The 19,832-nt window shown below is 69.8% G+C and carries 18 protein-coding genes and 2 riboswitches; of the genes, 17 read left to right on the top strand and 1 reads right to left on the bottom strand.

From position 1 onward, the window contains the following. Positions 1 to 129: 129 nt before the first annotated feature. The 10 genes from EV283_RS12280 to cobJ all read left to right on the top strand — a co-directional run bounded on the left by EV283_RS12280 (position 130) and on the right by cobJ (position 13,339). Entirely contained in the window at positions 130 to 567 is a 438-nt protein-coding gene (locus EV283_RS12280) for a hypothetical protein (RefSeq protein WP_130325712.1), read from the top strand. Positions 568 to 654: 87 nt separating this feature from the next. Beyond that, positions 655 to 2,694 (top strand): TonB-dependent receptor, encoded by a 2,040-nt coding sequence (locus tag EV283_RS12285; RefSeq protein ID WP_242615941.1) that lies wholly within the window; start codon positions 655 to 657, stop codon positions 2,692 to 2,694. Continuing rightward, positions 2,694 to 3,839, top strand: coding sequence for a PepSY-associated TM helix domain-containing protein (locus tag EV283_RS12290; RefSeq protein WP_130325714.1), 1,146 nt, complete (start codon positions 2,694 to 2,696; stop codon positions 3,837 to 3,839). The genes EV283_RS12285 and EV283_RS12290 overlap by 1 nt, the downstream gene beginning before the upstream one ends. A 30-nt stretch (positions 3,840 to 3,869) precedes the next feature. Further along, a riboswitch (cobalamin riboswitch) is annotated at positions 3,870 to 4,089 on the top strand. Positions 4,090 to 4,339: 250 nt separating this feature from the next. Beyond that, positions 4,340 to 5,329 carry a HoxN/HupN/NixA family nickel/cobalt transporter gene (locus EV283_RS12295; protein WP_130326121.1) on the top strand — a complete coding sequence of 330 codons (990 nt, stop codon included), beginning with the start codon at positions 4,340 to 4,342 and terminating at the stop codon, positions 5,327 to 5,329. A gap of 159 nt (positions 5,330 to 5,488) precedes the next feature. Then, positions 5,489 to 5,706: riboswitch (cobalamin riboswitch) on the top strand. 103 nt (positions 5,707 to 5,809) lie between these two features. Further along, entirely contained in the window at positions 5,810 to 6,859 is a 1,050-nt protein-coding gene (cobW, locus tag EV283_RS12300; RefSeq protein ID WP_130325716.1) for a cobalamin biosynthesis protein CobW, read from the top strand. A gap of 9 nt (positions 6,860 to 6,868) precedes the next feature. Beyond that, a complete protein-coding gene (gene cobN / locus EV283_RS12305) occupies positions 6,869 to 10,099 on the top strand; it encodes a cobaltochelatase subunit CobN (protein ID WP_130325718.1) in 3,231 nt (1,076 codons plus the stop codon). Next, on the top strand, positions 10,096 to 11,229 hold the full coding sequence (locus EV283_RS12310; RefSeq protein ID WP_130325720.1) for a cobalamin biosynthesis protein CobG: 1,134 nt from the start codon (positions 10,096 to 10,098) through the stop codon (positions 11,227 to 11,229). Before cobN ends, EV283_RS12310 begins: the two co-directional genes overlap by 4 nt. Next, positions 11,230 to 11,859 carry a precorrin-8X methylmutase gene (locus EV283_RS12315; RefSeq protein WP_130325722.1) on the top strand — a complete coding sequence of 210 codons (630 nt, stop codon included), beginning with the start codon at positions 11,230 to 11,232 and terminating at the stop codon, positions 11,857 to 11,859. It abuts the gene before it with no gap. After that, positions 11,856 to 12,593, top strand: coding sequence for a precorrin-2 C(20)-methyltransferase (cobI, locus tag EV283_RS12320; RefSeq protein WP_130325724.1), 738 nt, complete (start codon positions 11,856 to 11,858; stop codon positions 12,591 to 12,593). Before EV283_RS12315 ends, cobI begins: the two co-directional genes overlap by 4 nt. Continuing rightward, positions 12,590 to 13,339: a precorrin-3B C(17)-methyltransferase gene (gene cobJ, locus EV283_RS12325; protein ID WP_130325726.1), complete on the top strand. Its 750-nt coding sequence runs from the start codon at positions 12,590 to 12,592 to the stop codon at positions 13,337 to 13,339. Before cobI ends, cobJ begins: the two co-directional genes overlap by 4 nt. On the opposite strand, the gene EV283_RS12330 is transcribed toward cobJ, so the two are convergent. Next, positions 13,315 to 14,064 (bottom strand): cobalt-precorrin-6A reductase, encoded by a 750-nt coding sequence (locus EV283_RS12330; protein WP_130325728.1) that lies wholly within the window; start codon positions 14,062 to 14,064, stop codon positions 13,315 to 13,317. The genes cobJ and EV283_RS12330 overlap by 25 nt on opposite strands. On the opposite strand from EV283_RS12330, the gene cbiE reads away from it, so the two are divergent. Genes cbiE through bluB form a run of 7 tightly spaced genes read left to right on the top strand, consistent with a single transcriptional unit; the run spans position 14,054 to position 19,831 of the window. Then, positions 14,054 to 15,262, top strand: coding sequence for a precorrin-6y C5,15-methyltransferase (decarboxylating) subunit CbiE (cbiE, locus tag EV283_RS12335; protein WP_130325730.1), 1,209 nt, complete (start codon positions 14,054 to 14,056; stop codon positions 15,260 to 15,262). The genes EV283_RS12330 and cbiE overlap by 11 nt on opposite strands. Then, complete coding sequence (locus EV283_RS12340) at positions 15,259 to 15,624, top strand: cobalamin biosynthesis protein (protein ID WP_130326123.1); 366 nt, start codon at positions 15,259 to 15,261, stop codon at positions 15,622 to 15,624. The genes cbiE and EV283_RS12340 overlap by 4 nt, the downstream gene beginning before the upstream one ends. Further along, positions 15,621 to 16,406 (top strand): precorrin-4 C(11)-methyltransferase, encoded by a 786-nt coding sequence (cobM, locus tag EV283_RS12345; protein WP_130325732.1) that lies wholly within the window; start codon positions 15,621 to 15,623, stop codon positions 16,404 to 16,406. The genes EV283_RS12340 and cobM overlap by 4 nt, the downstream gene beginning before the upstream one ends. Further along, positions 16,403 to 17,710: a cobyrinate a,c-diamide synthase gene (locus EV283_RS12350; RefSeq protein ID WP_130325734.1), complete on the top strand. Its 1,308-nt coding sequence runs from the start codon at positions 16,403 to 16,405 to the stop codon at positions 17,708 to 17,710. Before cobM ends, EV283_RS12350 begins: the two co-directional genes overlap by 4 nt. Next, the gene (gene cobA / locus EV283_RS12355; RefSeq protein WP_130325736.1) at positions 17,707 to 18,426 is read left to right on the top strand and encodes a uroporphyrinogen-III C-methyltransferase; all 720 of its coding nucleotides are present in this window, start codon (positions 17,707 to 17,709) and stop codon (positions 18,424 to 18,426) included. The genes EV283_RS12350 and cobA overlap by 4 nt, the downstream gene beginning before the upstream one ends. Beyond that, entirely contained in the window at positions 18,423 to 19,184 is a 762-nt protein-coding gene (gene cobF / locus EV283_RS12360) for a precorrin-6A synthase (deacetylating) (RefSeq protein ID WP_130325738.1), read from the top strand. Before cobA ends, cobF begins: the two co-directional genes overlap by 4 nt. After that, positions 19,181 to 19,831, top strand: a complete 651-nt coding sequence (gene bluB / locus EV283_RS12365; protein ID WP_130325740.1) for a 5,6-dimethylbenzimidazole synthase — start codon at positions 19,181 to 19,183, stop codon at positions 19,829 to 19,831. Before cobF ends, bluB begins: the two co-directional genes overlap by 4 nt. The last annotated feature ends 1 nt before the right edge of the window (position 19,832 follow it).

A 19,832-nucleotide genomic window follows, 5' to 3' on the forward strand; every position in this document is an offset into this window, starting at 1 on the left:
AGTTCTGCACGGTCAACGATCCTCGTCCGCGGCCGGGTCCACGCGAACGAAAGAATTCGGGGGCCGCGGCCGGACCGGTGGACAGGATGCCTCAGTGACAGCCCCCGTGATGCGGTCTACCCGTGCGCCGTGCCCGCGATCCGCCGTCTCTTTTCGTCCTGCCCGCTGCTCGCGGGATGGCTGTGCGTGGCGGCACTGGCGATGAAGCTGCTGGTGCCCACGGGGTACATGATCGCAAATCAGTCCGGCCACATCGCGATCACGCTGTGCCCGGGCGCCGCGCCGATGACCGCTACGATGGACATGGGCATGCCCGATCAGATGATGTCGGACCATGCGATGCCGGACCACGATCCGTCCACCGGCCACGGCAAGACAGAGCTGCCCTGCGCGTTTTCGGGGCTGTCGGCGCAGGCGCTGGCCAGCGTCGATGCGGTCCTGCTCGTCGCGGCGATCGCGTTTGTCATTGCGATCGGCGTGCGCCCGGTCCGTCCCCCCGTCCACGCCAGCGCGCCGCATCTGCGTCCGCCGCTGCGCGGCCCACCGACTCTGCTTTCGACCGTCTGACCCGAACCGCGCGTTGCCCGACGCGCGGTTCGCCACCTCTGTCGACGCGCGTCCGTGTGGCCGCGCGCCTGTCGAAAGCCCTGTTTCATGTTCGATACTCCATCTACTTTCGGGGCGGCGATGGCGATCGCCCTCGCCTCGCCCGCCACCGCGCAGACCCCCCCCCCCGTTCCCGCCCCCACCCCAACCGAGTCCGATACGCGCTTCGTGATCGGCGACGTCGTCGTCACCGCGCGCAGCATGGCGCGCTCGACCGAGACCATCCTGACCTCGGTCGACATGCTCGGCGGCGAGATCGCGCAACGCCAGTCGGTCGACAATGCGTGGGAGCTGTTCGCCCGCCTGCCCGGCGTCGTGCTGACCGACTTCAACCAGGGCACCACGTCCGGCCGCTTCTCGATCCGCGGGTTCAACGGCGAAGGCGAGATCAACGCGGTCAAGCTGATGATCGACGGCATACCGAGCAACGACAATGCCGGCGGCATGACCGGTATCGACATGATCTCGCCGCTCGACGTCGCCGGGATCGAACTGGTTCGCGGGACGTCCGATCCGCGCTGGGGGCTGAACAACATCGCCGGCAACGCCAATATCCTGACTCGGATCGGCGGCAATTACCTCGACGCGCGTCTGATCGGCGGTGCGTTCGGGACGATCGACGCACAGGCCTCGGCCGGACTCGAGCGCGGCGGGTTCAGCCAGAACTACCTGGTCGGCTATCGGCGGACCGATGCGTATCGCGACCATGCCGATCTCGATCGCCTGAATCTCGCGGGCAAATGGTTCTATGATTTTGGATCCACGCGGATCGGCGCGATCGTCCGCCATTCGGTCGCGCACGCGCAAGAGCCGGGCTATCTGACCGATGTCGACGCCGATACCGACCGCACCCGATCCTACGCGCTGTCGGCCACCGATGGCGGCACGCGACGGATCGGCCAGTACAGCCTGCATCTCGACGCCGATCTCGCCGACCCGCTCGCGCTCAGCGTCAAGACCTATGCCAATAGCCTCCACGACGACCGCTACGTCCGCTACTCCGCAAGCGTCCCGCAACAGCGGCGCCTGACCGAGGAATGGCAATATGGCGCGACCGCCGCGCTGCATTACCACCCCCGCGTCGACTTCCTCCACGCGCTGATGATCGAGGCGGGGGGCGACGTGCAGGTGCAGGACAATAAGAGCCTGCGCTGGCTGACCGACCGGCGCACGCTCACCACCCAGACGCGCGACCAGGATTTCGAACTGACCGTCTATGGCGGCTATCTCCAAGCGGTGATCGAGCCGACCGACTGGCTCAAGATCACTCCCGCTTGGCGGATCGACCGAGTCGCGGGCCATTTCACCAATCGCCTGGCGGGGACGACCGCGCCGATCAACGGCTATGACACGATCAGCCAACCCAAGCTGAGCGTCGCGGTGACGCCCGTGACCGGCGTCACCGCCTATGCCAATTACGGGCGCACCTTCCAGATCGGCGCTGGCTCGGCCTCGTATCTGGTGCCGCCACGAACGACCGATGTCGCACCCTCGATCAACGAAGGCTATGAAGCAGGCGTCAAGCTCACGCGCGGGCGCTGGCTCGAAGCGCGCGTCGCATTGTGGCAGCAGACCGCGAGCGGCGAGCTCAAGCGGCGGCTGAACGATCCCTCCGGCGATGTCGACAATCTCGGCCAGACGCGGCGCCGCGGGATCGATCTGCAGCTGGACCTGAAGCCGGTCCGCACCGTTGCGCTATGGGGCAGCTATTCCCACCAGACCGCGCGGATAATCACGCCCGACCCGGCAACCCCGTCTCAGGCGGGCAACGCGATCGACCATGTCCCGCAGAACGTCTTCTCGGGCGGGCTCGACGTGACACCCGACGCCAAAGTGCGGCTGTCCTTATGGGGTAACGGCCAGTCGAGCTACGAACTCGATCCCGCCAACACGCAGGGCCGCTACGGTGAGTATGTCGTCCTCAATGCCGAGGTCGCGTACAAGCTGACGCCGAAGATCGAGATATCTGCGCAACTCAAGAATCTCGCGAACAAGCGCTACGAGTATGTCTGGTACGACGGCACGCAGCGGCTTCACACGCCCGCCGATCCGCGATCGCTGTTCGGCGCGGTCCGGTTGACGCTCTGATGACGCGCCGATTGCCGCTGCGTGCCATCGTCCGGCGCGTGCATCTCTGGCTTGGCCTGTCGATCGGCGCGCTGTTCGCGTTCGCCGGGCTGACCGGCAGCATACTCGTCTTCTATCCGGAGATCGACGCGGCGTTGAACCCCGCGTTGCGCGCGGTGCCGGACGACGCGCGCGCCCGCTCCTGGCAGGCAGTCGTCGACACGCTCCACCGCGAGCATCCCACCCGCACCGGCGCGTGGCGGATCGAGGTGACCGTGGACGGCGGCGCCGTCCCGGTGCGCTATTACCGGCCAAGGGAAACCGCGGGCCACGATTTCGCGCCGTTCCTCGCCTGGATCGATCCGGTCCGCATGACGACGATCCGCACCGGCTTCTGGGGCGATACGGTCGTCACCTGGATCTACGATCTCCATTACCGGCTGCTGCTGGAAAAGCCCGGGGAGGTCGTCATGGGGATCGCAGGCATCGTCATGCTGGCCATGACCGCCAGCGGGATCTGGGCATGGTGGCCCCGCCCCGGCAGCTGGTGGCGCGCGCTCCGCTTCAAGCGCGACGCTGCGCCGCTGCGCCGTCTGTATGACTGGCACAAGCTTATCGGTCTGGGCGGCGCGATCCTCGTGCTCGTCGTCACCGCGACCGGGGTGATGCTCGATTTGCCCGACCAGACCCGGTTCGTGATCGCGCGCGCCTCGCCCCTCTACCGGACCCCGGCACTGGCCGTGGTCGCGCGCGGCGCGCCCCTGCCGGTCGATCGATTGGTCGCCATTGCCGAACACGTTTTCCCCGGAGCCGCGCTCGCCTGGATCGAGACTCCCGCCTCGCCGACCGGCGCGATCCGGATTAATCTCGCGCAGGACGGCGAACCCAGCCGCCGTTTCCCGCGCACCAATGTCTGGCTCGATCCCTATACCGGCGCGGTCCTCGCGACCCGCGACGGGCTTGCCGAGAGCGGCGGCGACGTCGTGATGAACTGGCTCCACCCGCTGCACGGCGGCGAGGCGCTGGGGCTGACGGGGCGCATCCTGGCCTTCGTCGCTGGCCTGGTGCCGATCGCGCTCTTCGTGACCGGCCTGCTCCGGTGGCAGCATCGTCGCGAGCGCCGCACGCCGCAAAGGACGATTGGCACTCGCGGCGAACCCGGCTAGCACGACGCGCGAGCACCCGGTTCGACCGGAAGCTCGCTAGATCGCGTCGGTGCCCTTCGGGGCTTGAAGGGGAATGCGGTGCGGAGGGTTCGCCGTCCTATGCCGCAGCTGTCCCTGCAACTGTAAGCGGCGAGCGAAACGCACACGCCCTTCGCGACGAGGGGCAGCCACTGGGTCGACGATCTGGGAAGGTGTGGCGTGGAGCCGTGACCCGCGAGCCAGGAGACCTGCCGGCGTCTGGTCGCTCTCGTCCCGGCCCAGGGGGTGGCCGAGGCACGGTGAACGCCGTCTGAGCGACGACCTTGCGGCGGGGGCCGCATCGACGACGCGCGTCGGCCGCTCATGGCGTCCGGTCTTCATGCGTCGCGGCCGCATGCGGCAGGTCCCCGTCCTCGTCGGACGCCGGGGAGTTCTGCATGACGACGATGACGATCGATAAGCCGGCCAGGAAAACGCCCGGCGGGCCGGCACGGATGGCCACGCGCAAACGCGTCGGCTGGATGTTCACAAGCCTGGTCGCAGCCAATATCGCCGCCTGGGGCTGGGCGTTCTCGCTGTTCCACGCGCAGCCGCTGATGCTCGGCACCGCGTTGCTCGCCTGGGGTCTGGGGTTGCGCCACGCAGTCGATGCGGATCATATCGCCGCGATCGACAATGTGACGCGCAAGCTGATGCAGGACGGCCAGCGCCCGATCGCGGTCGGCTTCTGGTTCGCGATCGGGCATTCGGGGATCGTGCTGATCGCCGCGGTCGCCATCGCGCTCACCGCCAGCGCGCTGGCGCAGTTCGAGGCGTTCAAACAGGTCGGCGGCGTGATCGCCACCATCATCTCCGCGGTGTTCCTGTTCACGATCGCGGCGATGAACCTCGTCATCCTGCGCTCGGTCTGGCGGACCTTCGGCCATGTCCGCAGTGGCGGCGTCTATGTCGAGGAAGACCTTGATCTGCTGCTCGGCAACCGCGGTCTGCTTGCGCGACTGTTCCGGCCGATGTTCAGGCTCGTCACGCGCAGCTGGCACATGGCGCCGCTCGGATTCCTGTTCGGGCTCGGCTTCGATACCGCGACCGAGGTCGCGATCCTCGGCCTGTCCGCGAGCCAGGCCGCGGACGGTCTGTCGATCGGCACCGTCCTCGTCCTCCCGATCCTGTTCGCCACGGGCATGGCGCTGGTCGACACCGCGGACGGTGTCGTGATGCTCGGCGCGTATGAATGGGCGTTCGTGAAGCCGATCCGCAAGCTTTACTACAACATCACCATCACGCTGATTTCGGCGATCGTCGCGATCGCGATCGGCGGGATCGAGACGCTCGCGCTGCTGGGCGCCAAGCTCGGCCTGTCGGGGGGCGTGTGGGATCTGGCGGCCGCGCTGGGCGAGAATTTCAACGGCCTTGGCTTTGCGATCATCGGCCTGTTCGTGCTGTGCTGGGTGCTGAGCTTCGCAATCTACCGCTGGAAACGCTTCGACGAAATCGAGGTCGTGCACGCGTAACAAGCACGTCCGTCATCCTGGGCTTGACCCAGGATCCAGAGCCACAGGCGACAGCGTGCGTAACTCTGGATCCTGACTTTCGTCAGGATGACGGGCGCGAGCGAGTTGGCAGTCCCGTGATATTCCTCTAACCCCACGCCCGAGGCTCGGTTTTACCGAACTTCAACAGATCGCGCCGGTGCCCTTCGGGGCTTGAATGGGAATGCGGTGCGGGAGGATGTCCTCCCAATGCCGCGGCTGTCCCTGCAACTGTAAGCGGTGAGCGAGACGCACAGGCCCTTCGCGAGGGGGGCAGCCACTGGGTCGAAGACCTGGGAAGGCGTATGTCGAGCTTTGACCCGTGAGCCAGGAGACCTGCCAGCGTAACGGTCGCTCTTGCCTTGATCCAGGGGATGGTCGCGGCACGGTACTCCGTCTGAGCGACGAACGCGTGCGGCCGAAAGGTCGTGCGTGCCTGCGTATGCTCGAAGGAGAATAACAATGTCGGACCGCTCGCCCAATTTGGCAAAAGTCCCCGTCACCATCGTCACCGGCTTTCTCGGCGCGGGCAAGACGACGCTCATCAGCCACCTGATCCGCAACGCGGGCGGCCGTCGGCTGGCGGTCGTGGTAAACGAATTTGGCACGCTCGGCATCGATGGCGACATCCTGAAGGGCTGCGCGATCCCCGATTGCCCCGCGGAGAACGTCGTCGAACTGGCCAATGGCTGCATCTGCTGCACCGTCGCCGACGATTTCATCCCGACCGTCGAGACGCTGCTCGCGCTCGACCCGCGCCCCGATCACATCCTGATCGAGACGTCCGGCCTCGCGCTTCCCAAGCCGCTGCTGAAGGCGTTCGACTGGCCCGCGATCCGCTCGCGCATCACCGTCGACGGCGTCATCGCGCTCGCCGATGCGGAGGCGGTCGCCGCCGGCCGGTTCGCGCCCGACGTCGCCGCGCTCGATGCGCAGCGCGCCGCCGATCCGAGCGTCGATCATGAGACGCCGCTTTCGGAAGTGTTCGAGGACCAGCTCGCCTGCGCCGATCTCGTCCTGCTCACCAAGGTCGATCTTGCCGGTCCCGAGGGCGTCGCCAAGGCGCGCGCGGTTATCGCCGCCGAGTCCGCCCGCCCGCTCCCGGTGATCGACCTGACCGACGGCATCATCGACCCGCGCGTGATCCTCGGCCTGAACGCCGCCGCCGAGGACGACATCGCCAGCCGCCCCTCGCATCACGACGGCGAAGACGATCACGAGCATGACGATTTCGACAGCGTCGTCGTCGCGCTGGGCGAGATCGCCGATCCGGCCGAACTGGCCGCCCGGATCGAGGCGCTCGCTCGCAGCGCCGACATCCTGCGCGTAAAGGGCTATGCCGCGGTCGCCGGCAAGCCGATGCGCCTGCTCGTCCAGGCGGTCGGCGCACGCGTCCGCACACAATATGACCGCCCCTGGCGCGCCGACGAGCCCCGCCGCACGCAACTGGTGGTCATCGCCGAGCATGATCGCATCGACGAGGCCCGCATCAAGGCCGCGCTGGACGCCTGAGGCGCCACGATGCACGTCGTCTTCCGCGAGACCCACGGGCTGGAGGAAAACGCGGTCCCGCAGGACCTCGCGCAATCCCCCGCGGACCTCGTCGTCCTGTCCTTTTCCGACGGTGACCTCGGCGCGTTCGCCGCGGGCTGGCGACGTGCGGAGGCCGCCGGGCGGTGCCTGCCGTCGCTGCGGCTCGCGAACCTGGCGGCGCTCCAGCATCCGCTGTCGGTCGACACCTATGTCGAGCAGACGCTGGCCGGCGCGAAGGGTATCCTGATCCGGCTGATCGGCGGGCGGTCCTATTGGAGCTATGGCTTGCAACAGGTCGAACATCTCGCGCGGGAGAAGGGCATCGCGCTGGCGGTCCTCGCCGCGGACGGTCGGATCGATACGCGGCTCGATGCCGCCTCGACGATCCCGGTCTCGACGCTGCGCCACCTCGCGACGCTGTGCGATACCGGCGGCGCGGTCGCGGCGAATGCGGCGCTGGCGCAGTTCGCGCTCGCCGCGGGCTGCTATGCCGGCCCGGTTGCCGGGGTCCGCGCGATCGCCGACGTCGGGGGATGGCAGCCGCAGGACGGCGTGACCTGCCCCGCCGCCTTCGCGCTCACAGCGAAACGCCCGCGCGTGCTGATCGTCTTCTACCGCTCGTACCTCACCGCCGCCGATCTCCACCCGATCGAGGCGCTCCACGCCGCACTGACCGGCCGGGGCTTCGACGTCATCGGGCTGTTCGCGCCCTCGCTGAAGGCGCCCGACGCAGCCGGCTGGCTGGCGCGCTGGGTCGGCGCGCTGGCGCCGGCTGCGATCGTCAACGCCACCGCGTTCTCCGCGCGCGGGGCGACCGACGGCACGCCGCTCGACGGTGCCGGCGTGCCCGTGTTCCAGATCGCGCTGGCGACCTCCGACCGCGCCGCCTGGGCGGGCGCAACGCGCGGCTTGTCGCCTGCGGACCTCGCCATGCACGTCGTCCTGCCCGAAGTGGACGGCCGCCTGTTTGCCGGCGTCGCCAGCTTCAAGGAAGCCGCAGCCCGGGACGGCGATCTCGAATATACCCGGCGCGAACACCGCGCCGACCCGGATCGCATCACAGCGATCACCGCGCGGATCGCAGCCTGGACCAGCCTCGCCAGCAAGCCCGTTGCCGATCAGCGCGTGGCGATCGTCCTGTCGACCTACCCCGGCAAGGCGTACCAGATGGCGCACGCGGTCGGGCTCGACGCGTTGGCGTCGACGCAGGCGATCCTCGCCGATCTGACCGCCGCCGGCTATGCGATCACGCCCGACGACCGCGACCTGGCAACGGCGCGGATTCACTGGCCGCTTGCCGCGTATCGCACGGCACTCGCAAAGCTCCCCGCAGAGCTCCGCCAAGACCTGCACGACGCGTGGGGCGAGCCTGGCGAAGACTTCGCCTTCACCGCGATCGACCAGGGCGGCGCGCTGATCGCGTTGCAACCCGAACGCGGCCGCAGCGAAGACCGCGCGGACGAGTATCACGATCTCTCCCGCTGTCCGTCGCACGCCTATGTCGCCTTTTACCTCTGGCTGCACGCCCGCGGGGTCGATGCGCTCGTCCATGTCGGCGCGCACGGCACGCTCGAATGGCTGCCCGGCAAGTCGGTCGCGCTGTCCGACAGCTGCTGGCCCGAGGCGCTGACGGCGGCGATGCCCGTGATCTACCCGTTCATCGTCAACGATCCCGGCGAAGCAGCCCAAGCCAAACGCCGCATCGGCGCGGTCACGCTCGGCCATGTCCCGCCGCCGCTCGAACGGACGCGCACCGGCGCCGGGCTGGGCCGCCTCGAAGCGTTGCTCGACGAATTCTCCAACGCCGACGGCCTCGATCCCGCGCGGCGCGACCGGCTGCAGCGCGACATTCGCGACGAAGCGACCGCCACCGGCCTCGCCGCGACGCTGGGGCTCGACGATGCGCAGTCGCCAGCGGACGCGATCACGCGCATCGACACGTTCGTGTGCGACGTGAAGGAGAGCCAATATGGCGACGGCCTCCACATCTACGGCCGCGGCGAGCACGGCGCCGCCGAGAGCGCCGGCTTGCTGTCGGCGCTCCAGGGAAAACGCGTCGCCTCGGGCCCGTCCGGTTCGCCGTGGCGCGGTCGATCCGACGTCCTCCCGACCGGTCGCAACCTGTACACCACCGATCCGCGCGCCGTCCCTTCGCGCGCCGCGCATCGCCAGGGCGTGACGCTCGCCGACGAACTCGTCCGCCGCCATCTGCAGGACCATGGCGACTATCCCCGCACGCTCGTCGTCGACCTCTGGGCCTCGGCGACGATGCGCACCGCGGGCGAGGAGTTCGCGATGGCGCTCCATTTGCTCGGTGCGGAACCCGTCTGGGACATGCAGTCCGACCGTGTGACGGGCGTCGAGATCCTCCCGCTTCCCACGTTCGACCGGCCCCGCATCGACGTCACGCTGCGCATATCCGGCCTGTTCCGCGACGCCTTCCCGACGCTGTGCACGATGTTCGGCCAGGCCGTCCGCGCGCTCGGCGCGCGCGACGAACCCGCGGACTGGAACCCGTTCGTCGGCAAACCGTCGACACCGCGCGTCTACGGTCCCAAACCCGGCCGCTACGGCCTGAGCATGGGCGACCCCGGGGAGACCTACACGCCCGAGGCGCAACTTGATGCCGGCAAGGCGTGGCTGTCGGCCTCCGCCCACGCGTTCGACGATGGCAACGACATGTTCGACCCTATCGGCATCCGCGACCGCGTCGCCGCGGCCGACGCCTTCGTCCACGTGCAGGACCTGCCCGAGACCGACCTGCTCCTCGCGGCAGACTATGCCGCGCACGAGGCGGGCTTCGCCGCCGCGCAATCGGTCGCTGGCGGAAACGCCACGCTCTACCATCTCGACGCGCGCGACCCGACCCAGGCCAGGGCCCGCCCGCTGAAGGAAGAGATCGCCCGTGTCGTCCACGCCCGCGCCCATCCCGGCTGGGTGGATGGCATGATGTGCCACGGCTTTCGCGGCGGTGCGGAGATCGCCGCGACGCTCGACCATCTCGGCGCGTTCGCGCATCTAGCCGGCGCGGTCCGCCCCGAACTGATCGACCTCTATCACGATGCGACGCTCGGCCGGGACGACGTCCTGGCGTTCCTCGCCCGGGCCAACCCCGAAGCGCTCGCGGCGATGCAGGCGCGCTTTGCCGCGCTCCACGCCGCCGGTCTATGGCCGACCCGCCGCAACTCGATCCTCGCGCAGCTCGACCTGCCGGCATGAGCGCGTTCGTCGTCAAGGGCTGGTGCCCCGATGCGTGGCGCCCGATGATGGCCGGCGACGGCCTGCTCGTCCGCATCCGCCCGCCGCTGGGCCGCCTGACGCGGGCGCAAATCATCGGCCTGTGTGCCGCTGCAGCGCGCCACGGCAGCGGCCAGATCGACGTCACCAGCCGCGCCAACCTCCAGATCCGGGGCGTTTCCGACGACGAATGGCGCCCGTTGATCGACGCCATGCTCGATCTCGGCCTGATCGACCCCGATCCGGCGCGTGAGGCCCGCGCCAACATCCTCGTCGCTCCCGATTGGCGCGAAGGCGACGACACGCACCGCATCGCCTCCGAATTGCGCGCCCGACTGCACGAGCTGCCGGACCTTCCCGGCAAAGTCGGCTTCGCGATCGACGCCGGCGCGGCGCCGATGCTCGCGGACGCATCCGCGGACTTCCGGATCGAACGCGCCGCGAGCGGCCACCTGATCCTACGCGCCGACGGCCGGGATCACGGCATGCCGCTGTCGCCCGGCACCGAAGTCGACCGACTGATCGCGCTCGCCCGCTGGTTCGTCGACAGCGGCGGCACCGCCAACGGCCGCATGGCGCGTCATCACGCACCGCTGCCCGAATGGGCCGCCGCAACGCTCGCCCCCGCGGCTTGCGCACCGCCGCTCGAGCCCGGCCCGCTTGCGCTCGGCCTGCCCTTCGGTCGCATCGAAGCGTCGGCGCTCACCCGCCTGATCGAGGCCGAGCCCGTGATCCGCGCGATCCACCTGACGCCGTGGCATATCGTAGTCCTCGAAACGGAGTCGCCACTCGCGGCACTGCCCGATCCCACCGCCTTCATCACCACGCCGTCCACGGCGCTGCTCCGTACCGATGCCTGTGTCGGTGCGCCCGCCTGCCCGCAAGCCACGGTCGAGACCCGCAACCTCGCCCGCCGCCTTGCGCCGCACGTCACCGGCCGCCTCCACGTCTCCGGATGCGCCAAGGGGTGCGCGCGCGCGGCCCCGGCGGACGTCACGCTGACGGGGCGCGACGGCCGCTACGACCTCGCGTTCGACGCGCGCGCCGGTGCCCCCCCTTCCCGCGCGGGACTCGATACCGCGCAGATCCTCGCTCAGTTCGGAGCCGCCTGAATGCCGTACGCCTATGAAACCGACGGCGCGGCGATCTATCGCCAGTCGTTCGCGATGATCCGCGCAGAAGCCGATCTCGCCCGGTTTTCCCCCGAGGAGGAGCCCGTCGCCGTCCGCATGATCCACGCCGCCGGGCTGGTCGGCCTCGCGAAACATATCCGGTTCTCGCCGACCTTCGCGGTCGACGCGCGCCGCGCGCTCCAGGCGGGCGCCCCGATTCTCTGCGATGCGCGCATGGTCACCGAAGGCATCACGCGCACCAGATTGCCAGCGGACAACCGCATCGTCTGCACGCTGCACGCGGCCGAGACGCCCGATCTCGCACGCGCGATGGGCACTACGCGATCGGCCGCCGCGCTCGAATTCTGGCGCCCGCACCTCGCCGGCGCCGTCGTCGCGATCGGCAACGCGCCGACCGCGCTGTTCCACCTGCTCAACATGCTCGAGGACCCGGATTGCCCGCGCCCCGCCGCGATCATCGGCTGCCCGGTCGGCTTTGTCGGTGCGGTCGAATCGAAGGCCGCGCTCTGGACCGACCAGCCCGTCCCCTGCGTCGTCGTCGAGGGCCGGATGGGCGGCAGCGCGATCACCGTGGCGGCGATCAACGCGCTGGCGAGCGGCACCGAATGACTGCGATGCGACCGGGTGGCATGATCCACGGCGTCGGGCTGGGCCCGGGCGCGCAAGACCTGATGAGCGTCCGTTCGGATCGCCTCGTCCGGACTGCGCGCCACGTCGCCTATTTCCGCAAGGCCGGGCGTCCCGGGCAGGCGCGCAAGATCGTCGAAGGCATGCTCCGCGCGGACGTGGTCGAATTCCCGATGGAATATCCGGTGACCACCGAGATTCCCGTTTCGGACCCGCGCTACAACGACTGCCTGTCGGCCTTCTACAGCCGCTGCATCGACCATCTCGCGTCCCTCGCGCGCGCGGGCGAGGATGTCGTCGTGCTCTGCGAAGGCGATCCGTTCTTCTACGGCTCGTTCATGCACCTCTATGCGCGCCTCCAGACGATCGCGCCGGTCGCGGTCGTCCCCGGCATCACCGGGATGTCGGGCGCATGGACCGCGAGCGGCGCGCCGATCACCTGGGGCGACGATGTTCTCACGGTCCTGATGGGCACGCTGCCGGAGGAGGATCTGGTCCGCCGGATCCGCGACACCGACGCGCTGGTGGTGATGAAGATCGGCCGTCACCTCGACAAGCTCCGCCGCGCGGTCGCCGCTGCCGGGCGCGAGGACGAGGCATGGCTGGTCGAATACGCTGCGATGGCCGATCAGCGGGTCACCCGGCTGTGCGATGCCGATGCGATCACGCCTTATTTCTCGATCCTGCTGATCCACGGCCAGGGGCGGCGCCCATGACCGGCTCGCTCGCCATCGCCGGGCTGGGCCCCGGCGATACCGCACTCGTGACGCCGGAGGTCACCGCCGCGCTCGCCGATGCGACCGACGTCATCGGCTACATTCCCTATGTCGCGCGGGTTGCGCCACGTGACGGCCTCACGCTCCACCCGAGCGACAACCGCGTCGAACTCGACCGCGCGACGCACGCGCTCCAACTCGCGGCGGAGGGCCACCGCGTCGTCGTGGTATCGTCCGGCGACCCCGGCGTCTTCGCCATGGCCGCAGCAGTCTTCGAAGCGCTCGAAGCCGGCCCGCCGCCGTGGCGCGACCTCGATATCCGCGTGCTCCCCGGCATCACCGCGATGCTCGCCGCGAGCGCGCGCGCCGGTGCGCCGCTCGGACATGATTTCTGCGCGATCAACCTGTCGGACAATCTCAAGCCCTGGCCGCTGATCGAACGCCGCGTGCGCCTTGCCGCCGAAGCCGACTTCGCGATCGCCTTCTACAATCCCCGATCGAAGGCGCGACCCGATGCGCTGATCCGTGTCTTCGAGATCCTGCGCGAGACCTGCCGGGACGATCGCCCGGTGCTGTTCGCCCGCGCCGTCTCCACCCCGGAAGAAACGCTGCGCATCGTCGTGCTACCCGCAGCGCGCGCGGAGATGGCCGACATGCGGACGATGATCATCATCGGCTCCAGCCTCACACGAATCATCAAGCGCCCCGCCGGGCCGATCCTCTACACGCCCCGGTCAGCGCCATGATCGATCCAGCGCAGAACCGCCGCCGGCGCATGCACCTCCAGCCGCGCGGGCAGGACCGGCCGATCGATCATGATCACCCGCAGCCCGAGCGCGCGCGCGGCATGCAGCTTGGCGTCGGCACCGGTCCCGCCCGCATTCTTGCAGACCACGACCTCGATCTCGTGCGCCGCCATCAGCCGCCGGTCCCCCTCGACATCGAACGGTCCCCGATCGACCACGAGATGATGCCGCGGCAATCCCGGCGGATGATCGGGGGAGTCGACGAACCGCAGCAGATACGCGTGCTGCGGCTGCACCGCGAACGCATCGACATGAAGTCGTCCGAGCGCCAGCATCACGCGCTGCGGCGGCCCGGCGAGCGCCGCGACTGCCGCCTCGATATCGGTAACGCGAGTCCACCGATCGCCCGCCACGGGCACCCAGGCGGGCCGCGTCAGCGCGATGTGCGCAACCCCCGCGTGCGCCGCGGCGAGGACGGCGTTCGCGCTCATCCGGGCGGCGAACGGATGCGTCGCGTCGACCAGATGCGTCACGCCGTGATCGCGGAGATAAGTGGCCAGCCCCTCGACACCGCCAAAGCCGCCGACCCGGATCGGGATCGGCTGAACCTTCGGGCTCGCCACGCGCCCGGCATAGCTGAGCACCGCCGCATCGCCGCGCGCTGCCAGCATTGCGGCCAGCGCGCTGGCCTCCGTCGTGCCGCCCAGCACCAGGATGTTCGACATGGCTGACACTCCCTGGCTGACGATCATCGGATTGAACGAAGACGGCGCGGACGGCCTGTCCGCATCGGCGAAAGCGGCGCTGGACGAAGCCGAGCTCGTCACCGGCGCGCCCCGCCATCTCGCGCTCCTGCCCGATCTTAGGAGCGCGGTCATGCCGTGGCCAGTCCCGTTCGACGCCGGGATTGCACACCTGCTGGACCAGCGCGGCCGCCGTGTCACGATGCTAGTGTCCGGCGATCCGTTCTGGTTCGGCGCAGGCACCGCGGTAACCCGCCATCTCGCCCCGACGGAGTGGATCGCGCATCCCGCCCCCTCCACGTTCGGGCTTGCGGCCGCCCGTCTCGGCTGGCCGATCGACGATACGACCTGCCTCGGCCTCCACGCCGCGCCGCTCGCACGCCTGCGCCCGCATATCGCACCGGGTCGCCGCGCGCTCGTCCTCGTCCGCGACGGCGAGGCGGTCGGGGCACTGGCACGCTATCTCGACGAACTCGGCTTCGGCGCCTCGGCGTACCACGTCCTCGAAGCGCTTGGCGGCCCGCGCGAGCGCATCCGCGAAACGACCGCCGCCGCCTATGCTTTTGACGACGTGGCGCATCCGGTTGCCGTTGGCGTCGCTTTTGCGGGCGACGGCTCGGTCATGCCATGCGTCTCCGGACTGGCGGATAGCTGGTTCGAGCATGACGGCCAGCTCACCAAACGCCCCGTCCGCGCGCTGACCTTGTCCGCCCTCGCGCCAAAGCCCGGCGAGACGCTGTGGGACATCGGCGCGGGATCGGGCTCGATCGGCATCGAATGGCTGCGATCGCATCCGTCCACGCAGGCGATCGCGTTCGAAGCCCACCCCGCCCGCGCCGACCGCATCCGGAGCAACGCCGCCGCGCTCAGCGTCGACCGCATCCGCGTCGTCGAAGGCCGCGCGCCCTCCGCGCTCGAAGGCCAGCCCGTGCCGGATGCCGTCTTCATCGGCGGTGGACTGTCGGACGCACTACTGAACGCGCTCTGGGACCCGCTCCCCACCGACACGCGCCTCGTCGCCAACGCCGTTACGCTCGAATCCGAAGCGCTGCTCGCCGCCTGGCATGCGTCGAAAGGCGGCACGCTCCTGCGGATAGAGCTGGCCGAGGCCACCCCGCTCGGCTCCCGCCGCGGCTGGCGGGCAAGCTATCCGGTCGTGCAGTGGAGCGTCGTTCTGTGATCGTCGCCGGGTTCGGATTTCGGGGAGGCGCGACCCTCGCTGCATTGCGTGCCGCACTCCGCGAGGCGCAGGAGGGGCACCCCAGTGTAACCGCAGTCGCGGCACCGCACGACAAGCTGGCGCTGGTGTCGGCCCTCGCCAAAACGCTTGGCCTCCCCGTGATCGCGGTATCACCCGGCGCCTTGCAGCGTACCGACACGCCAACACAGTCGGTCGCCAGTCTCGCCGCACGACGCGCGGGCAGCGTCGCCGAAGCGTCGGCGCTCGCCGCCGCCGGCCCCGGCGCGCAGCTGCTCGCCACCCGCCACATCTCGCCCGACCGAATGGCGACCTGCGCCATCGCTAAAGGACTCCCAGCATGACCGTCCACTTCATAGGTGCAGGCCCCGGCGCGCCCGACCTGCTCACGCTGCGCGGCCGCGACTTGATCGCCGCGTCGCCCGTCTGCCTCTACGCAGGCTCGTTGATCCCCGCGGCGATGCTCGAGCATTGCCCGCCCGGCGCGCGCCGCATCAACACCGCACCACTCTCGCTCGACGACATCATCGCCGAGATCCAGGCCGCGCATGACGCCGGCCACGACGTCGCGCGCCTCCATTCCGGCGACCTGTCGATCTGGTCGGCCATGGGCGAGCAGCTCCGCCGCCTCCGTGCGCTCGACATCCCGGTCACGATCACGCCCGGCGTGCCCGCCTTCGCCGCCGCCGCGGCCGCGTTGGAGATCGAACTGACGCTGCCCGGCGTCGCGCAGTCGGTGGTGCTGACCCGCACACCCGGCCGTGCCAGCGCCATGCCCCCCGCCGAAACGCTGACCGCCTTCGCCGCCACCGGCGCGACGCTTGCGATCCATCTCTCGGTCCACAACCTCGCGCAGGTGATCGCGGACCTGACGCCGGCCTACGGCGCGCAGTGCCCGGTCGCGATCGTCTGGCGCGCAACCTGGCCCGACCAGCAGATCGAGCGTGCGACGCTCGCGACGATAGCGGCGGCGATCGAGGGCAAGCCCGATCGCACGGCGCTGATCCTCGTCGGCCAGGCGATCTCGCCGCGCGATTTTGCCGACAGCAGTCTCTATGCCACAGGCTATGACCGTCGCTTCCGCCCGCAATCCGCGCAGTCCAAGTTCGCTGGAGACCTGACATGACCCCCGGCCTGCTCATCGCCGCGCCAGCCTCGGGCACCGGCAAGACGACCGTCATGCTCGGCCTGCTTCGTGCGCTGCGCGACGACGGCCTCTCGGTCCAGCCGTTCAAGAGCGGCCCCGACTATATCGATCCCGCGTTCCACCGCGCCGCGAGCGGCCGCGCCTCGTACAACCTCGATAGCTGGTCGATGCCCGCACCGATGCTCGACACGCTCGCCGCCAAGGCCGACGACGCCGATTTCGCGCTCGCAGAGGGCTCGATGGGATTGTTCGACGGGGTCGCGACGCCGGGTGCGACCGGGAACGGCGCCAGTGCCGACATCGCGCGCCGAATGGGCTGGCCTGTCGTGCTGGTGATCGACGTTTCCGGCCAGGCACAGTCCGCCGCCGCGACCGCGCTCGGGTTCAGCCGCTACGATCCCGACGTGCCGATCGCCGGCGTCATCCTGAACCGCGTCGCCAGCCCGCGCCACGACCGGCTTGCGCGCAGCGGCATGGCGGCGGTCGGCATCCCCGTCTTCGGCAGCTTGCCGAGACGCGGCGATCTCAAGCTGCCCGAACGTCACCTCGGGCTCGTGCAGGCCGCCGAACATCCGGACCTCGACGCGCGGATCGACGACTATGCGACCTTCCTCCGCGCGCATGTCGACATCCCAGCGCTCCGCGCCGCCGCGTCGGCCGGCACCCGCCCGGCAACCGCGCAGAGCTGGATCCGCCCGCCCGCACAGCGCATCGCGCTCGCGCAGGACGCCGCCTTCTCGTTCACCTACGCGCACGTGCTCGAAGGCTGGCGCCGCGCCGGTGCCGAGATCCTGCCCTTCTCGCCGCTCGCCGACGAGGCGCCTGCCGTGGACGCCGATCTCGTCTGGCTCCCCGGCGGCTATCCCGAACTCCATGCCGGCACGCTCGCACAGGCGGGCAACTTCCACGCGGCGCTCGCGGTGCACGCGCACACGCGGCCCGTCCACGGCGAGTGCGGTGGCTATATGGCGCTCGGCGAGGCGCTGATCGACGCCGACGGCACGCGTCACCGGATGGCGGGGCTGCTCGGCCTCGTCACCAGCTACGCGCAGCGCAAGATGCACCTGGGCTATCGCAGCGCGACGCTCCACGCGCCGATGGGCGGGTTTCCCGCGGGCGCGGCGCTCACCGGGCACGAGTTCCATTATTCGACGATCCTCGACCAGCCCGACGCCCCGCTCGCGCACGTCACCGATGCGCAGGGCACCGCGGTCGCCGAAACCGGCTCGTATCGCGGTCACGTCTCGGGAAGCTTCTTCCACATGATCGCGGGCGAAGCATGACCGGTTTCGTCTCGTTCGTCGGGTCGGGCCCCGGCGATCCCGAGCTGCTGACGCTGAAGGCGGTTGCCCGCCTGCAATCCGCCGACGCGGTGCTGTTCGACGACCTCTCCTCCGCGGTGCTCGGCCATGCGCGCACCGGTGCGGACCTCGTCGCGGTCGGCAAGCGCGCAGGGCGCCCGTCGCCGACTCAGGCGCACGTCTCGCAGCTGCTGGTCGAGTATGCGCAGGCAGGCATCCGCGTCGTCCGCCTCAAATCGGGCGACGCAGGCGTGTTCGGCCGGCTTGAAGAGGAGATCGTCGCGCTCAGGGCGGCGGGGATCCCGTTCGAGATCATCCCCGGGGTCAGCGCCGCCAGCGCCGCCGCCGCCGCCGCGCAGATCCCGCTCACCCGCCGCCTCAGCGCACGCCGAGTCCAATTCGTCACCGGCCACGACGTCACCGGCGACTTGCCCGAGCAGCGCAACATGGCCGCGCTCGCGGATCCCGATGCGACGACGGTCGTGTTCATGCCCAAGCGCACCTTTCCCGCGCTGGCCGCATCGCTGATCGCAAGCGGGCTCTCGCCCGACACGCCCGCGCTGATCGCCGAAAATGTCGGCCACCCCGATCAGTCGCTGACACGCTCGACGATCGCCGAGCTCGCCGCACGCCTGCAGGCGGGGTTCTCCAGCAAGCCCGCGCTCATCCTCTACGGTCCGCTGATGGACGCCGAATGATCGATCTCCACCTCATCGGCATCGGCACCGGCAACCCCGACCACCTCACGCGCGCTGCGATCGCCGCAATGAACGCCGCCGACCTGATTCTCCTGCCGCGCAAGGGCGACGCGAAGTCCGACCTGATCGACGTCCGCCGCGCCCTGTGCGCCGAAGTCCTGACCGGTCCTACGCAGGTCATCGCGTTCGACCTCCCCGACCGCGACCCGGATACGCCCTATCGCGACGCCGTCCACCAATGGCACGACGCGATCGCCGACGCCTGGGCCGCGCAGATCGCAGCGCATCTCCCGAACGGCGGACGCCTCGCGCTGCTCGTCTGGGGCGACCCGTCACTTTACGACAGCACGCTGCGCATCGCCGATCGGCTGCGCGCCGGCGGGATGGCGATGACGGTCACCGTCGTCCCGGGCATCACCAGTCTCCAGGCGCTTACCGCCGCGCATGCGATCCCGCTCAACGACGTCGCCGCGCCCGTACTGATCACCACCGGCCGCCGCCTCCGCGAGACTGGCTGGCCGAGCGGCGTCGACACGCTCGCGGTGATGCTAGACGGCAAGTGCGCGTTCGACACGCTCGACCCTGCGGGCGTGACGATCTGGTGGGGCGCCTATCTCGGCATGGCCTATGAAGAGCTTGCCAGCGGTCCACTCGCAACGGTCGGCCCGCGCATCGTCGCCGACCGCGCGATGCTACGCGCGCGGCACGGCTGGATCATGGACATCTATCTCCTGCGGCGCACGCCGGCCGGCGCATGACCCCCGAGCCACCGCCGGCCTTCCCCGCCGCGTTTGCCGCGCAGTTCGATACGCTGCTGCGCTGGCGCCGTGACGTCCGCCATTTCCGCACGACGCCGATCGCCGAGCCCGATCTCCACGCTCTGCTCGAGACCGCCGCGCTCGCGCCGTCGGTCGGCAATGCCCAGCCGTGGCGGTTCGTCCGCCTCCTCTCGCCCGGCCTACGTGCGCGACTCGCCGATCACGTCGATACCGCCAACCAGGACGCCGCCGACGCGCAGCCCGACCCAGATCGCCGCGCCCGCTACCGTTCGCTCAAGCTCCACGGCCTGCGCGAAGCCCCCGAGATCGTCGCCGTCTTCTCCGACGAGGCACCGCGCGCCGGTCACGGTCTCGGCCGCACGACGATGGCCGAGACGCTCCGCTATTCGACGGTGATGGCGATCCACACGCTATGGCTCGCCGCACGGCTGCGAGGGATCGGGCTTGGCTGGGTCTCGATCCTCGATCCGGGCACGGTCGCCGCGATGCTGCGGGTACCCGACGACTGGACGCTGATCGCGGTTCTGTGCCTCGGCTACCCCGAGGACCCGTCGACGGTCCCCGAGCTCGAACGCCGCGACTGGCAGCACCGCGAACCTATCGCGGACCGGATCGTCGAACGCTGAT

This window comes from Sphingomonas sp. BK036, assembly GCF_004216825.1.
Classification (GTDB): Bacteria; Pseudomonadota; Alphaproteobacteria; order Sphingomonadales; family Sphingomonadaceae; genus Sphingomonas.